The organism is Geodermatophilus sp. URMC 60 (genome assembly GCF_053502585.1).
In genome coordinates, this window is the sequence record NZ_CP199958.1 from 2,313,404 (window position 1) to 2,329,314 (window position 15,911).

The 15,911-nt window shown below is 63.8% G+C and carries 8 protein-coding genes and 1 pseudogene; 8 read left to right on the plus strand and 1 reads right to left on the minus strand.

Annotated elements, in window-relative coordinates; translation table 11 throughout:
* Positions 1–215: 215 nt before the first annotated feature.
* The 8 genes and pseudogenes from ACWIX3_RS11170 to ACWIX3_RS11205 all read left to right on the plus strand — a co-directional run bounded on the left by ACWIX3_RS11170 (position 216) and on the right by ACWIX3_RS11205 (position 13,633).
* Positions 216–1,253, plus strand: coding sequence for an LLM class flavin-dependent oxidoreductase (locus ACWIX3_RS11170; RefSeq protein ID WP_448612142.1), 1,038 nt, complete (start codon positions 216–218; stop codon positions 1,251–1,253).
* A 64-nt stretch (positions 1,254–1,317) separates the two neighbouring features.
* Positions 1,318–1,500, plus strand: coding sequence for a hypothetical protein (locus ACWIX3_RS11175; protein WP_448612143.1), 183 nt, complete (start codon positions 1,318–1,320; stop codon positions 1,498–1,500).
* A 598-nt stretch (positions 1,501–2,098) separates the two neighbouring features.
* Complete coding sequence (locus ACWIX3_RS11180; protein ID WP_448612144.1) at positions 2,099–5,161, plus strand: BPTD_3080 family restriction endonuclease; 3,063 nt, start codon at positions 2,099–2,101, stop codon at positions 5,159–5,161.
* Between the two features lie 11 nt (positions 5,162–5,172).
* Complete coding sequence (locus tag ACWIX3_RS11185; protein ID WP_448612145.1) at positions 5,173–7,845, plus strand: site-specific DNA-methyltransferase; 2,673 nt, start codon at positions 5,173–5,175, stop codon at positions 7,843–7,845.
* Between the two features lie 81 nt (positions 7,846–7,926).
* Positions 7,927–8,379 (plus strand): hypothetical protein, encoded by a 453-nt coding sequence (locus ACWIX3_RS11190; RefSeq protein WP_448612146.1) that lies wholly within the window; start codon positions 7,927–7,929, stop codon positions 8,377–8,379.
* Positions 8,380–10,851: 2,472 nt separating this feature from the next.
* On the plus strand, positions 10,852–12,075 hold the full coding sequence (locus ACWIX3_RS11195; RefSeq protein ID WP_448612147.1) for a DUF262 domain-containing protein: 1,224 nt from the start codon (positions 10,852–10,854) through the stop codon (positions 12,073–12,075).
* A complete protein-coding gene (locus ACWIX3_RS11200) occupies positions 12,072–12,734 on the plus strand; it encodes a hypothetical protein (RefSeq protein WP_448612148.1) in 663 nt (220 codons plus the stop codon). Before ACWIX3_RS11195 ends, ACWIX3_RS11200 begins: the two co-directional genes overlap by 4 nt.
* A 76-nt stretch (positions 12,735–12,810) precedes the next feature.
* Positions 12,811–13,633, plus strand: a pseudogene (locus ACWIX3_RS11205) (IS5 family transposase).
* Positions 13,634–13,901: 268 nt separating this feature from the next.
* Here ACWIX3_RS11205 and ACWIX3_RS11210 read toward each other — a convergent pair.
* Positions 13,902–14,888, minus strand: coding sequence for a heparin lyase I family protein (locus ACWIX3_RS11210; RefSeq protein ID WP_448612459.1), 987 nt, complete (start codon positions 14,886–14,888; stop codon positions 13,902–13,904).
* Positions 14,889–15,911: the final 1,023 nt, after the last annotated feature.

A 15,911-nucleotide genomic window follows, 5' to 3' on the forward strand; every position in this document is an offset into this window, starting at 1 on the left:
CGGACAGCGTGCGGGACCGGATCCCCCGAGGCCGGGAACCCGGGGACGGAGAGTCGTGGTCGATCGGTCACACATCGTGACATTCTGTGCACGGGGAGGCAGGGGAGGCGGCTGGGGCTGCTGAGGTCGCCGTCCGGGGGAGCGCCGACCGCCCTCGGGAACACGCGCGGGACTCCCGGTGCTCGACGACAGCAGAGCGACGAGGGGTGAGGGTGATGGAGAAGCGGATCGGGTTCCTGTCCTTCGGGCACTGGCAGCCGATCCCGGGCTCGCAGGTGCGGACCGGGAGGGACGCGCTCGTGCAGAGCGTGGAGCTGGCGGTCGCGGCCGAGGAGGTCGGGCTCGACGGCGCCTACGTGCGGGTGCACCACTTCGCCCGGCAGCTGGCCTCGCCGTTCCCCCTGCTGGCCGCCATGGCCGCACGCACCCGGCGGATCGAGATCGGCACCGGCGTGATCGACATGCGCTACGAGAACCCGCTGTACATGGCCGAGGAGGCGGCGGCGACCGACCTGCTCAGCGACGGCCGGCTGCAGCTGGGCGTCAGCCGGGGGTCGCCCGAGACGGCGCTGCGCGGCTCCGAGGCCTTCGGCTACGTCCCGCCGGAGGGTTCGACCGACGCCGACCTGGCCCGGCAGAAGACCGCGCTGTTCCTGGCGGCGGTCCGGGGCGAGCCGCTGGTGGACGCCGACCCGCGGATGACCGGCGGCATGCCCGGGAGACTGCCGGTCCAGCCCTTGTCGCCGGGCCTGGCCGAGCGCATCTGGTGGGGTGCGGGCACCCGGGCGACGGGGGAGTGGGCCGCCCGGCAGGGGATGAACCTGATGAGCTCCACGCTGCTCAGCGAGGACACCGGCGTCCCCTTCGACGAGCTGCAGGCCGACCAGATCGCCCGCTACCGCGCCGCCTGGGAGGAGGCCGGCTGGGAGCGGACGCCGCGGGTGTCGGTGAGCCGCAGCGTTCTGCCGGTCACCAGCGACCTCGACCGGCAGTACTTCGGCGAGCGCTCGGGCGAGGACCAGGTCGGCCTGCTCGAGGGCGTGCGGGCCCGCTTCGGCAAGAGCTACGTCGGTGAGCCCGACCAGCTGGCCGAGGAGCTGGCCAAGGACGCCGCCGTTCGCGAGGCCGACACCCTGCTGCTCACCGTGCCCAACATGCTCGGCGTCGAGTACAACGCCCGGCTGCTGGAGACGCTCGCCCGCCACGTCGCCCCGGCGATCGGCTGGGTCCCGCCGGAGCAGCGGAGCCGCTGATCCGCGGGCGTCACCCGGGCGGGTGGCGCGCGGACGGCTAGAGGCGCTGCGGCCCCGTCCGTGGGTGCTGCGGCCGGCGTCCGACGACCAGCCGGTGCCGCCCGACGCCGGTGCCCGCTGGGCCGAGGCGGAGCGACTGCTCTCCGGCACGCCGGACGCGGCTGCCGAGCGGCGGCTGCGCCGGACGCGCCGGCGGCAGGTGCTCGCGGTGCTCGGTGCCTGCCTCGGTGCGAGCGTCCTGGCGTGATCGGTCTTCCTGCTCGTGGACGACGGTGGCGGGGGCGTTGCGCCCGACACCTCCCTGGGGCAGGCGGTCACCGGGTTCGCGCTGGCCACGGTCGGGCTTCTCGGCCGCCCGTCCCGCCGACGACGCCTGACTCGTCCCGCGCGGGACGTCAGGCTCTCGTAGGCGCGCCCGGCAGGGATCGAACCTGCGACCGACCGCTTAGCTGTCCCGCTCTTGCTCCGTGGTCACGCGGAGTCCCGTGGGGCCACCTGACCAGGCCCTTCAGCGACGGCTGAACTCCTGGAGGTTCACTCGCCGTACCGCCGCTTCCTGGGCTGATGGGTAACAGAGCCGGTAACGAATCGGCGTCCTCAACAGGGCCTCAAGGCGACCTGGCTTCGGCGACGCGAGTCTGAGCCCCGGGCTGGGTCTGTCCCTGAGTCCCCTCGCGGACAGACCCAGCTGCTCCGCTCCGCTACGGCCCAGCCCCGGCCAGACCGGGCGGGCCCGTCAGTTGGAGACTGACGCATAGGTTCGTGGGTGTTGTGAAACCGGGCGCGCTCGAAGCTGACGTAGGGTTCCACCTCGGTCGCGTTGTGCAACAAGGGGGCGTGCTCGCATGGCAAGCGAACTGGCCAACCCAGTTCTGAACGGTCCCTACGACCCGCCTCAGCGCCACTTCGAAGTAGGTCCTGATGGTCCGACTGGTGAGGTACTTCCTGGGCGTAGGGGCAGCGAGTCGTGGGTCCCCATCCCCGCGACGCGCAAGGGCAAGAACACGGTGGCCGTTCAGGAGGTTCTTGACTTCGACGTCACGGGCGAGCGGCGCGAGCCGAACAGCCTGATCAACGACATACGCACCGCCGTCGACAAGTGGCGCAACACGTACGACGGCGTCACCCCGATCACCCGCAAGCTGTTGGAGCACTGGTCGGATCCTTCCCGCGGCGAAGAGCGCGTCCTGTTCTGTCAGCGCGAAGCAGTCGAGACGGCGATCTTCCTCGCGGAGGTCGCGGGACGAGGCCGCTGGTCAGGCTCAGACTGGCGGCGTCGAGTGGACGAGGCGAACGCGGTGCACAACGCGGGCCTACCTCGGACGGCCCTCAAGATGGCGACCGGCTCCGGCAAGACGGTTGTCATGGCAATGCTCATCGCTTGGCAAACCCTCAACCGCGCTCACAATCGGCGGGATGCGCGCTTCACCAACCGATTTCTTGTGGTGACACCGGGCATCACCATCCGGGACCGGCTGCGCGTGCTCTTGCCCAGCGATGACGACAACTACTACAGGCTCCGTGACCTGGTCCCCGCCGACCTTTGGGGGGCGCTACACAACGCGCATGTGGTCATCACCAACTATCACGCCTTCCTGCCGCGGGACCGGCGCGAAATCCGAGGCGTCGCCCCAAAGACGCGTCAGATTCTTAACCAGGGCAGGACGGTCGACCCGTTCAAGGAAACCGCTGAGGACGTCGTTTCCCGGGTTCTTCGCGACTTCGGCACAGGCGCCGGTTCAGGGAAGGGCGGCGCCAAGGTCCTGGTCCTCAACGATGAGGCGCACCACTGCTACCAGGACAAGCCGCTTGTAATAGAGGACACGGCCAGCCGGAAGGACGCCGAGGCTGAGGAGCGCAACGCCGCAGCCAGGGTCTGGTTCGCGGGCTTGCGAGCCATCAAGTCGAAGGTCGGACTGAAGGGCATCTACGACCTGAGTGCAACGCCCTATTATCTGTCGGGCTCGGGCTACAACGAAGGCTTCATCTTCCCCTGGACGGTCAGCGATTTCTCGCTGATGGACGCCATCGAGTCGGGCATCGTTAAGGTCCCGCGACTGCCGGTCGATGACGATGCGCCCGGGCAAGAGGTGACCTATCTCCGGCTGTGGGACAGCGTCGGTAAGGAGTTGCCCAAGCGCCGGGCGAAGCAGGCCGTGGTTGGCGGAAGTTGGACGATGCCGGCCACCCTGCAAGGAGCGATGGAAAGCCTCTACCGCTCCTATCAGCGGGCCTGGGACCACTACGAACGCGAGCTGGCGTCGCTCGGCGAGCCACCCCCCGTGTTCATCGTCGTCTGCCCAAACACCGTCGTGTCCAAATTGGTCTACGACTGGATCGCCGGCGAAGAGATCAAGACCTCAGGCGACTCCACTGTGCTGCGTGCGGGCAATCTGCCCCTGTTCTCCAACGTCGTAGACGGCACCTGGGCCAGACGACCACGCACACTGCTCATTGACTCGGCGCACTTGGAGTCCGGGGAAGCACTCACCGAGGACTTTAAGAAGGCCGCGCACGCGGAGATCGACGCCTTCAAGGCTGAGTACCGGCGGCGCTTTCCTGGGGCGGACGTCGACAAGCTTACCGACGAAGACCTACTCCGCGAAGTGATGAACACCGTCGGCAAGCCCGGCCGGCTCGGAGGCGACGTGCGCTGCGTCGTTTCCGTCTCCATGCTGACTGAGGGCTGGGACGCCAACACGGTCACCCATGTCTTGGGCGTGCGCGCCTTCGGCAGCCAACTGCTCTGCGAGCAGGTCGTCGGACGTGGACTTCGCCGCCGTAGTTACACGCTCAATGAGGACGGCAAGCTCGAAGCTGAGTACGCCAATGTCTATGGCGTGCCCTTCTCCTTCGTGGGCGGTGCACCTGGTCCAGATCCGAAACCGAAGCCGCCGGCCACTGAAATTCACTCGGTTCCGGGGCGCGAGCACCTGCGGATCAACTTTCCGAAAGTCGACGGCTATCGGCTTGAGATACCTGACGACGAGCTGGTCTTCGACACCCGCGACGCGGAGCGGTTACCAGTGCGTCGCGAACAGGTAGCCACGTGGACGCGGACTGCTGGTATCGCAGGTGCCGAGGAAGACGTAGACCTCTCGCACTTCACCCAGATCCGACCGCAGCAGGTTGCTTATGACGTCGCGACGGTAGTCGTCGAGTCACACCTTCGGATCGGTGAAGATCGTCGGCCGTGGCTGTTTCCCCGAGTCGCCGAGTTCACCCGTCAGTGGTTGGCGACCCATGTTGACCCGGAAGACGGCCTATCAGTCGGCTTTGTGTCGCTCGCTGAGTACCGAGCACTTGCGGCGGAAGCAGTTGCTCGATCGATCTCCAGCATTGATGGCTCGCGTCGGGCACGCCTGGTTCCACTGTTGCGCCGCTTCGATCCTCAAGGTTCAACGGCGAATGTGTCCTTCCCGAGCCGGAAGAAGCACATCCCGACCGAGAAGTCAGAAGTAAGTCACGTCGTTCTCGACGGAGTAGGCGGCAACACGTGGGAGCAAGTGATCGCCACAGAGTGTGAGCTGCACCGCGACGTTGCCTCCTACGTCAAGAACGACCACGTCGGCCTAACCATCCCCTACGTGCACAAAGGAGTCACGCACTCCTACGTCCCGGACTTCCTAGTGCGGCTGCGTCGGCGCCCAGGTGACCCCATCGATCACGTCCTCGTGGTCGAAGTATCCGGTGGCCAGAAGAGCCCAGGCCCGACCACGGTTAAGGCCCGCACAGCGCGCGACATGTGGTGCGCCTCGGTCAACAACCACGGTGGCTTCGGTCGCTGGGGCTACGTGGAGATTACCGATATGCCAAGCGCCCGCGAACGACTCGCAGAGGCTATCGAAGCACTTTACGCAGACGCGCCCATCGTGGGCGACCCCGACCTGCTCGACATCAAGGCCTGAGGAGCACTCGCGTGCCACGCCGTCAGAACGCTTCCCTGGGCGCTACCCCGGTCGAAGCAATCCAGCACGCCGATAAGCGTGTCAACCTGCCGACCGCCGACGCCCAGGACTTCATCGACCCGGAGGTCGAAGAGATCAAGCACCTCCGTTGGGACCGGGATCCCAGCCTTGACCCTCAACTCGTCTGGCGAGGCAAGGACGACGTTGCAGAGGAGCTCCTTGCGGATGCGCCGCCCATCTACATCCAAGAGAAGATCGACCCCCGGGTGCTCGTGGAGAACCTTCGCCAGACAGCGGCAGAGGGACAGGAGGAGCCTGAGGCGACTCTCTTCGACACCTTCGACGGCCTAGACGAACTCGACCTCGTCGACTTCTACCGCCACCCCGCCAATTGGTCGAACCGGATGGTGCTGGGCGATTCGCTGCCAGTGATGGCGAGCCTGGCCGAACGGGAATCGATGCGCGGCAAAGTGCAGATGGTTTACATCGATCCGCCCTATGGGATCAAGTTCGGATCGAACTGGCAAGTATCGACTCGGCGGCGGGACGTGAAGGACGGCAAGCTGGAGGACGTAGCGCGTGAGGCGGAGCAAATCAAAGCCTTTCGCGACACCTGGGAGTTGGGGATCGGGTCCTATCTCAGCTACCTGCGCGACCGGCTGGTCGTTGTGCGCGACCTCCTGACTGAGAGCGGCAGCGTTTTCGTCCAGATTGGCGACGAGAACGTGCATCTAGTCAGAAGCTTGCTTGACGAGGTTTTCGGTTCCGAGAACTTCGTCAGCCTTATCACCTTCACCACTACGGGCACCACGACCGGACGCTACTTGTCCGGGACGGCTAGCTACATCGTTTGGTATGCCCGCGACCTCGACTCCTTGAAGTTTCGTCAGCTCTACCAAGACAAGGCGCTGGGCGGGGCGGGGGCCGCAAAGTACGACCAAGTCGATGGCGCGGGACGCCCTTACCGCCTGGACAACCTGACGTCGCCTCGCATCAGGGCAGGTCGTACAGGCTTCTACCCGGTAACAGTCGACGGGCGAACCTTCACTCCGCTTTCTGGGGAGTGGAAGACGCACCCCCAAGGCATGGCCCGTCTTGTCGCGGCCGGGCGCGTGCGTCCGACGCGGAACTCACTCGCCTACGTCCGCTATCTCGATGACTTTCCCGCCTTCCCGCTGAACGACGTCTGGCCTGATGTTGGCGGCATCCAAAGCCGTGCGGACCCGAAGATCTACGTAGTGCAGACGTCTACGACGATCATCAGTCGGTGCATGTTGATGTGCACGGATCCCGGCGATCTCGTCTTGGATCCCACCTGTGGCTCGGGCGCGACCGCGTACGTCGCCGAGCAATGGGGCCGTCGTTGGATTACGATCGACACCTCTCGGGTGGCTCTGGCTCTTGCGCGCCAGCGGCTGATGGGCGCGCGCTTCCCCTACTACATCCTTGCGGACTCCGAGTCGGGACGCCGCAAGCTTGCCGAGCTGACGGCGACGGCAACGGCAACGGCGCAGGGTATCGAGGGCAACGATACCCGGCAAGGCTTTGTTTATGAACGCGTGCCGCATGTGACGTTGAAGTCGATAGCCAATAACCCCGATATCCAGGAGGGGATGGGACGGTCCGAGATCGACGCCGCGATCGCGCGATATGCCGATGTTGAGTTGCTTTACGACAAGCCGTACGAGGACAAAAAGACTGTTCGCGTAAGCGGTCCGTTCACTGTAGAAAGCCTGTCGCCACACAGGTCGCTGTCGTTTTCTTCTCAGGCCGCAGGGGAGAGCGGGGGAGAGACGAGAAGCGAGCAGAACGCGGCACTCGATGCAGGGGCCACGACTTTCGAGCAGACGATCCTGGACAACCTGGTCCGCGCTGGCGTTCAGAACGGCCGCCGGGCAGAGCGAATTGAGTTCGCCAGTCTTCAGGCTTACGCGGGTGCCTACATCCAAGCCGTGGGCGAGCGGCGAGAGAACGAGGCGGATGACGTTGAAGGAGCGTCGCCCTTCCGAGTGGCGGTTGCAGTCGGACCCCAGTACGGCACAGTCAGCCCAGCGTTCATCAAGGCTGCAGCCCGCGAGGCAATCAACATGGAAGACGTCGACCTGCTGTGCGTACTTGGCTTCGCCTTCGATCCCACCGCGCTGAATGCCACTGAGGCAGATGGCGTGACCGTGGAGGCCAGTGAAGAGGGTTTCGCGAACGTCGCAGGCGTCCGACGGATGGGGCGGATCCCAGTGCTCTTCGTGCGCATGAACGCGGATCTGCTGATGGGTGAGGATCTCAAGAAGACAGGCGCCGGCAACCTCTTCACTGTGTTCGGCGAGCCCGACATCGAGGTCCGAAGCACGGACGATGGCCGTCTCGTCGTGGAGTTGCTTGGCGTTGACGTTTACGACCCGACAACGGGTCAAGTGCGAAGCGGCGGGACGAATCAGGTTGCCTTGTGGATGGTCGACACCAAGTACAACGAGGAGTCGTTCTTCGTTCGCCACTGCTACTTCACCGGCGGCAACGATCCACTCAAGCGGCTGAAGGGTGCGCTCAAGTCGGAAATCGACGTAGACGCCTGGGCAAGCTTGTACGACACAGTCTCGCGAGCGTTCGACAAGCCAGAGACTGGGAAGATTGCAGTAAAGGTCATAAACGACTACGGCGACGAAGTCATGAAGGTCTTCACGCTATGACGAGAGGACGTGGTGCTCAACTAGGTGATCTCTGCCGTGGGGCACGGCCGTCGGCGGCTTCGCCGATAGGGGAGTGACGGCATGCCCGGGCGAAAGATTCTGGACGAGCAGGAGGTCATCCGCTGGTTCCGCGAGGGGCTGACCTACGAAGAGATGAGCCGTCGCTATAGGGAGAAGTACGGGATCGAAACCGTACCCTCGCTATGGAGTAATTTCAGGCGTCGCCGCGGCCTGCCACGACGGACTGTGCGCGACGACCACCTCATCCCATGGGCGATTCAGCCTCAGCATCGTGGCGCGCACGCTTTGCAGATGCTGCGTCTTGAAGCGCGCGCTCGGGCCGGCGAGCCGGTCCGTGAGATTGACGCGGCCAGGCATCAGAACTTCATGCGTCGACTGGCTGACAAGGGCCTAGTCGTCGCCTACGAGCCCGACACCGCTGAGGGCTTCCGGTTGGTTCCCCGTCTGCCGGACGACACGGACGTCGTCCGGCGCCCCCAGGTCGGGTTGACGGTCAAGCGCCGAGCCGACTGACCTACTCGGACACCTGGCGGGCGGGGAAGCAGCCGCGGCTGTCAGCCAGGTCACAGTGGTTGGTCTGACCGAGGTGTGTATTGTCTTGCGTGACGGAGCGATCACGCTGGGTGCCGCTCAACCCATCACCTGAAGGGCCGTAGGCTGATCATGACCGCAGGCAGTACCAGTACGAACCGGCTAGTGCGCGAGGCAGGGCCCATCGAGTCGCTTGACGGTAGCCGCGCGTTCCTGCGCCGCGAGGCCGCCGCGCGCTTCCTCGGGCTGGCACCTGGCACCTTGGCCAACTGGGCCAGCGCAGGTAAAGGCCCGGGGTTCCATCGAGTCGGGCGTATCCCCCTGTACGAGGTAGGGGAGTTGCGCCGCTATGTCGAAGCGCGGCGGGTGATGACGACGGAGGCGGCATGATCAGCTGGCAGTGTGTAATCGCTTGCGCCGTCACGTTGCCCGAGGCCTCCGGCATCGGTCGAGGGACGGACCGAGTTGCGAGTACTCGCTGAGTGGGCGCCCGTATCGACTTCGGTCATGGCGTTCCTTGGGCGGCTGTCTCGCAGATCGAGTACCGGCGCATGGCCCAGGACAACAGGCATCAGCTGGCGTACCGGGTCTATTTCGCTGCGTTGGGATGGGCCAATCGGATCGGCCATGCTCAGTTCGGGGAGGGCGCGCTTGGTCGCATCCTCTCCGACGAGAGTGGCAACCCCCTAGCCGCGCCAAGCGTCAGCAATGCGATTGACCGCGCGAAGAAGAGGGGGCTGATCGGATCTGAGTCGGGCACACGCTGTCTGGTCCTCGGAAGTTGGCAGTTCCAGAAGGCCGGACTCGGCTCAGGGAGTTGCCTCACCCACGGACTTCGAACGACATGATCGCGAACCTTCATGGCCAGCATGAAGTAGCTTCACGCTTGACGTTAGGAGTAAGCCCGGGATACTGCGGAAATCTGGGCAACCCTCTCTTTCTATTTAGCAGCGGCATGAAGGAAGGATGACACACGAGACAGGTCTAGTTCTTACGGTTATGGCCCCGACTCCGTCGGGGCACCAGTCGCAACGCCAGGGTAGTTGGACGCTACGCCAATGGGGAGGGCGAAGCCCGACCCCAACGGTAAAGCGGTCAGGCGCTACGGCTATGGCCCCGACTCCGTCGGGGCACCAGTCGCAACGCCAAGGTAGTTAGACGCTACGCCAATGGGGAGGGCGAAGCCCGACCCCAACGGTAAAGCGGTCAGGCGCTACGGCTATGGCCCCGACTCCGTCGGGGCACCAGTCGCAACCCTAAACGCTTTAGGGCTATCGGTTGTGCGTTCATTGTTCCGTCGCCGCCAGACTCTATAAAACAACACCTGTCAGTAGGCAGGTCTATTCAGCATGCCCAAGACAGGGCAGGCTCCCCAAACAGCACCCGGGCGTCGTCTCCCAGACGCCGAATAGTGGCACAAGCCGTAAGGCCCGACCACCGAAACCTCTTGCCGTCGCAAAGGCGACGCCAACCCAGAGGCGAGAACTCATGACAACCACCCCGACCTCCGCCGAGCTGTTCCGGCTGGCGCTGGCGGACGCCGAGGCCATGCGCGCCGAGGCCCAGACCCTGACCGACGACCGACGACCGTCGAACCGCCGCCGAAGAACTGCGGACGTTACCTGCCCAGCGGGCAGGCCAAGCTCTCTGAGCTGAACATCTACGCCGACCAGTGGAGTCGCACCTTCGCCTCTGAGCAGGTCGCTGACTGGCTGGCCGAGTGAACGCAGAGGCGGAACTACCTGCGCAGTCCAGCGACCTACCTCGGGCCAGCGTGCGGAGGTCTTCCTGTCTGGCGACCTTAACGGGCGTCGTGCGTACGCCGAGACGGTTAGTCACCGCAACGTCACCCAAGGGACGGTCGATGACGGATACGTCCCCTTGGCGGTCGAGACGGTCCACGAGGTCAGCCCCGACGCCCTGTTGGCGGGTCAGCCGACCGCGGAGATGCTGCGAGGCGCTGTCCGCAAGCAGGCCACCAGCCTGTCCCACTGGTCGGTCCATCCGACCGCATGTGCCCACTCCCTTACTTCGTCCGCCGTCGAGTGCGAAATCTTGCTCGTCATAGCCGGGACTCTAGGCACATGCAAAAATGGCTGTCCACAACGATGCATTCCTTTTTACGATACCCCGCCTGACATGCGCGTTCGGACCGGAAATGTCCGGCGTTCGACACATTCCTTTTGCTATACTTGATTTCGAGATTCCCCAAGCCTGTGGAAACCTGTGGACCGTCGGCCTTGGAACCGTGGCAGGATCCTGGCTGCTAAGAACTGGCGATGGCCGATCGGGCGGCGCGGGGGTCAGACCCCCGGGGTCTGCTGATTGGGTCCCGTCTCAGACTGCCGTGTCGCCATGCAGCAAGACATTGCTCCCTGCCCCTGCTCGAGCCTTCAGCACTCCGTGTCAGTCGCCCGATAGTCTCGGGGCCACCGAGGCGATGGGAGACATTGCGTGTCTGAACTTACGGTTGAAGCTTCTGTCCCAGTCGATGACCGAGGCGGCGAGGGCGAGGACGACGTCATCAACCGGCTGGGGGCGCAGCGAGCGAACGTCACCTCGGCCGACTGGACGATCGAAACGATCGTGACGCAGCTCGTGAAGGGGCGCATAGACCTCGATCCTGCGTTTCAGCGTCGCTCGGCATGGACGCCAGCCCTCAAGAGCAAGTTCATTGAGTCCTGCATTCTGAATTACCCCATCCCTCAGATTGTTCTGGCTGAAAAGGCGGATCGCCCGGGACACTTCTACGTCATCGACGGAAAGCAGCGACTGCTATCGCTCAGGCAGTTCTATGCGGGCCTCGACGAGTACAACAACGGAACCTTCGACTCTTTCCGCTTGTCGACGGTCACCGTGTTGGGTGATATCAAGAACTACGGAATCGAACGGCTGGGTCGGGAGCGGCCCGACTTCTTCGACCAGTTCGAGACGCACACGATCAGGACAGTTGTCATTCGTAATTGGGGCTCCGAAGACTTCCTCTATGCCCTCTTCCTTCGCCTCAACACGGGTAGCGTTCCGCTGTCCCCTCAGGAGCTTCGACAGGCTCTAGTCCCCGGGCCCTTTGTCCGATACATAGACGAGGCGTCAGGTATTAGCCCGGGCCTACGAAGCCTGCTGGGGAACAAGGGTCCGGATCGTCGAATGGTCGACGCGGAATTGCTCGTTCGCTTGATTGGACTTTTCGCCGGTGCAATCCAGTATCGGGGTAACCTCAAAGACTTCCTCGACAAGACCTGCGGGCATTACAACGAAGCCTGGGACACTTCTGAAGTCGAGATTGTTGAACTAGCGGGTCAGATGGAGGCGGCCATCACCACTGCCGAGTCCATCTTCGGCGAGTCGAACGCCTGTCGCAAGTGGACGGGGGGAAAGTACGAGCGCGCCTTCAACCGCGCTCTTTTCGACGTTCAGATCGGGTCCCTCCTGAGTCCGCAGGCGCGTGAGGCTGCGGTGAAGGCGGCGGACGAACTGCGCGCCGCCTACAAGTCACTCTCGGAATCAGACGTCGACTTCGGTCGAGCGATCTCGTCTACTACGAAGACTGTCGACGCCTTCACTACGCGATTCGAGGCGTGGTATGGGGCGTTCGAGCGGGCGACCGGCGTTGCACCCCCGTGGCCATCAAGCCTTGAAGACCCCAGGGAGGCAATGACTCAAGGGTCGCCCGCGTGACCTCCCCTGACTGGGCTGCGACACTCCGTGAGGACATTGGGGCGCTCGCCGACATCCTCTTAGCGGATGAATCGGCGCACGCTTCAGAGCAAGACGACGATCCGACCTCCGGTGTACCTGACCAAGCAGGGAGCTTACGGATTAGAGCGTTCCTGATTCTCTCGCACGCAGCCATTGAGGAGCTCTTCGAGCAGCAAATTTATGAGACGGTCAAGGGTTGCGTTGAGTGCTTCGACCAAGCCCCGCCCGCCGTTGCGCTTGCCCTCGCGACCAAGTACTCAGGCGAGATAATTGGTCAAAACTCGGGCAAGGTTCCCTCTGCGATCGAGATTGCGCGAAAGCTATCAGGGCTATACTTCAGTAAGGTGATCAAACCAAACAATGGTATCCGCCGAAGTGCGATCGACGGGATGTGCAAGCCTCTGGGGGTTAGTGTTGGGGATCTCGGGACGGATGTTGAAGCAGGGCTCGCGCAACTTGACACCCTTGGCGCCAAGAGAGGGTCTGCCGCGCATACATTGAGAGGCACGACCGAGGAAGTGATTCTTGAGTCAGATGCGCGCACTTGGGTCAATGAGGCAATGGACGCAGTGGAGATCGTCATACCCCGGATACTCGAAGCTATCGGCCAGAGAGAGTTGAGTCAGGAAACGCCTTAGAAGGCGTTACGGAAGTAGGTCCTCGGGCTCTGCCCGCCGGTGCAGCGTCGGCGCAGGCTGCGCGCCATGTCGTCGCCTGGCGTCTTTCCGGCCGCCGTGGCTGATCAGTGACGAGCTGTGGGGGCTGGTCGAGCCGCTGATCCCACCGCAAGCCGGCCGTGCACGGCCGCACCGGACGGCCCCGCACCTCCGACCTGGATGTGCTCGAGGGCATCGCCTTCGTGCCGTCCACCGGCATCGGCTGGACCAAGCTGCCCCGCGAGCTGGGCTACGGCTCAGGCGGGACCTGCTGGCGCGGGATGCACGAGTGGGTCAACGCCGGTGTCCTCGACCGCCCGCACCACGCCGTGCTGGACCGACTGGGTGAGCAAGGCCAGCTGGACTGGTCGTGGGCCAGCCTGGATTCGGTTAGCGTCCGGGCGAAATGGGGGGTGCGCTGACCGGCCCGAACCCCACCGCCCGGGGCAAGGCACGCAGCAAGTACCAGCACCTGCACATCGAGACCCACGGGCTCCCAGTGAACGTGCTGGTCTCGGTCGCGAACCGGCACGACAGGATGCTCGTCAAGCCGATGCTGAACTTCATGCCCGGGGATCAGGAGCGGCGACCGCGGCCACCCCCACCGCCGACCGGCGAAGCTGCACGGCGACAAGGGCTACGACAACCCGCGGGTACGCCGCTACCTGCGCCGCCGCGGCATCACCGCCCGCATCGCCCGGATCGGCATCAAGTCCAGCCAGCGACTGGGCCGACACCGCTGGGTCGCCGAGCGCACGCTGGGCTGGCTGTTGTCCTACAAACGCCTGGCCCTGCGCTACGACCGCACCGCACTGACCATCACCGCGCTGGCCCACCTGGCCGTCGCCCTGATCTGCGCCGGGCGCCTTCCGGGGAACTAATGCAACGTCCCACTAGTATGCCGGGGCACGAGCGCAGGCAGCGAATGCCCAGCCCCCGAAGACCGCCATTCGTACGACGGGCCTAGCCGACCCATTAATCGCCCCGTACCCCTTAGCGGCTTACTACGCGACAAATCGCCACGCGCGTTAAGAGCGCTGCCACGACTCAGACGAACAGTCGCACTTGACCATCCTCCGCCCGCACAGAATCTTAGAGATCAGGAAGTTGCTTTCCGAGCCAAACGCGCGATGATTCGCGGAGGCGTGGCTACGGCGACCGCAGCACGCGCCTAGGCCAGCGAAGCCTTGGCAACCGGAGATGCATGGGGATAAGGGGCATTCGGATGGTGCGAAGGGTGTAGCGCGCGATCTCGTCGTGGTACAGCCGAAAGGGTCCAGCCGGTTCGGTGGTGTCAGCCCGCCGGTAAAGCCCCACCTTGAGGTACATCAGAGGGGGATTGAGGGGCGGAGGCGCATTAGGGGGACGCTTCTTGTGCGGGTAGAGGGTTCCCAGGTTAGTCAAGGTGTCTGTTGGAGCCGTGGGATAGTCAGGCTCACCTGGACTATCGGGCGTCTGGGGATTAAAAATGACGGGGCTGCCGTTGTGCCAGACCTTGATGGATCCGTCCGTAAGATGCCACTTGATCTCGGCAGCGAAGTCGTGCCAGGTTCCCCGTGCCATCGGGGCTATTGGCCACCTCCCGACATGGATGGACGTCGTCTCGTCGTTGGGATCGTGGCGATGCACAGTCAGTCTGATGTACCCATCCCAGATAATGAAGCCTATGGACGGAGAGCCGCCGACGTCGTCCCCTGACTGGTGCCATTGGAAAATGACCTGCCAGATGCGTCTACGGTGGTCTGCGTGCTTGGGATGATTGGGGTCGGGGTAATGAACGCGGGGATCCGTGGGGTAGCCTGGGTCGAGCATCGTCGACCACTCGTAGCGAATAGGAGTGTCACCTTGGAACTCCAGATACGGCCCTTGCGCCGGCTGTGACGCTTCGGCGCGCCAGCCCCCTGATATCGGGGTGCGTGTGTCTGGGTTCCAGGCGATATCGCCATGGAGAACCTCCACCCGCATAGCGTTGCCTCGTTTAGCGGGCTGCACTGCAGCGCTCTGCAAGCGATCGATCGTGTCCTTCGGAATCTCGAACTTGCGGAATTCCTTGCCTCGAGTCGTCACGTCGTCACACGGAGCATGCCATGTTTGCTGCCAAAAACTAAGGCTCCCAGCTCGTCGTATTCGCAACATTATTCCTCCAGTCACGCCTGGATGGTAATCCCTGAGCGGTGGCGCACCCTAGACATATGGCGACCCAGGCGACATTTGTTCGCAGATAGTTGGAGCTCCCAACGTCGCCGTTCCTGCTGGTTCTGTAGAACTTCACTCTACTCGGCGACAAGGTCGTGTGCAATAGACAAGGTCGTGTGCAATAGGGCCAGAGCGTAAATTCAACCCAGCGCCAAGCTTAGCCAAATCGTTCGACATCGGGCGGGACGTCCATGACCGAGAGGTCGGTGCCATAGGGCGGCCAGGTCCGGGTTTCGACCGTCCCGGTCCATCCAGTAGCGGAGGCAATGTCGAGGTCCGGAGATATTTCGGCGGTAGCTGACCGGACATGCCGTCCTGGAGTCGACTCGAATGCGCGTTGCGCAAACAAGGCGTGCACCGTATCCACAATAGCCGGTTATCGCGGATGAGCGTGACGATCAGTCGAACCACAGGCGTTGATGGCTAGCGAGTCAGCCAGGCTCGACCGCGTTATTGGCGTGCAGCCTCAAAGCCATTTTAATCACCTAGCCAGCCCTTGATGCCTGGCTGCAGCCACGCAGGCAGCGTCAACGACTCCGGACGAGGGCGGCCGGCTCCGACCGCAACACCGCTCACGCGTAGGCGTACCCTCCGCCCGAATACTCTGAATAGCCGTCGGCTTGCGCCACCTTGTCGCTTTGACAAGCTGCACAAACTACTGTCCGACCTCCGTCCCTGCCTCGTATGGTAAGCCAGGCGCCGTCTCTACCCGCGAGAACATCCCTCACTTCAGGTCGTGTGTGGATTCCAGCGTCGACCGCCGTCTTGACGAAGTCAAGCACGGTCAGATTCCGCTTACAAGACGGGCATGCCTTGTCCACCACCCGAAGAGGGCGTTGCAACTCATCGGGCGCAGCACCGAGATAAGAGGTCAGTTCAAGGACCTCGTCTTCGGTCATCTCGCGTAGTGGAGGTTGACCTTCTTCTCGCGGCAACTGGGTGAGCCAGGCTCGTTGCACGCGG

Coding starts and splice junctions, on each gene's coding strand:
- ACWIX3_RS11170 (WP_448612142.1), top strand. CDS start 216: ATGGAGAAGCGGATCGGGTTCCTGTCCTTCGGGCACTGGCAGCCGATC.
- ACWIX3_RS11180 (WP_448612144.1), top strand. CDS start 2,099: ATGGCAAGCGAACTGGCCAACCCAGTTCTGAACGGTCCCTACGACCCG.
- ACWIX3_RS11190 (WP_448612146.1), top strand. CDS start 7,927: ATGCCCGGGCGAAAGATTCTGGACGAGCAGGAGGTCATCCGCTGGTTC.
- ACWIX3_RS11210 (WP_448612459.1), bottom strand. CDS start 14,888: ATGTTGCGAATACGACGAGCTGGGAGCCTTAGTTTTTGGCAGCAAACA.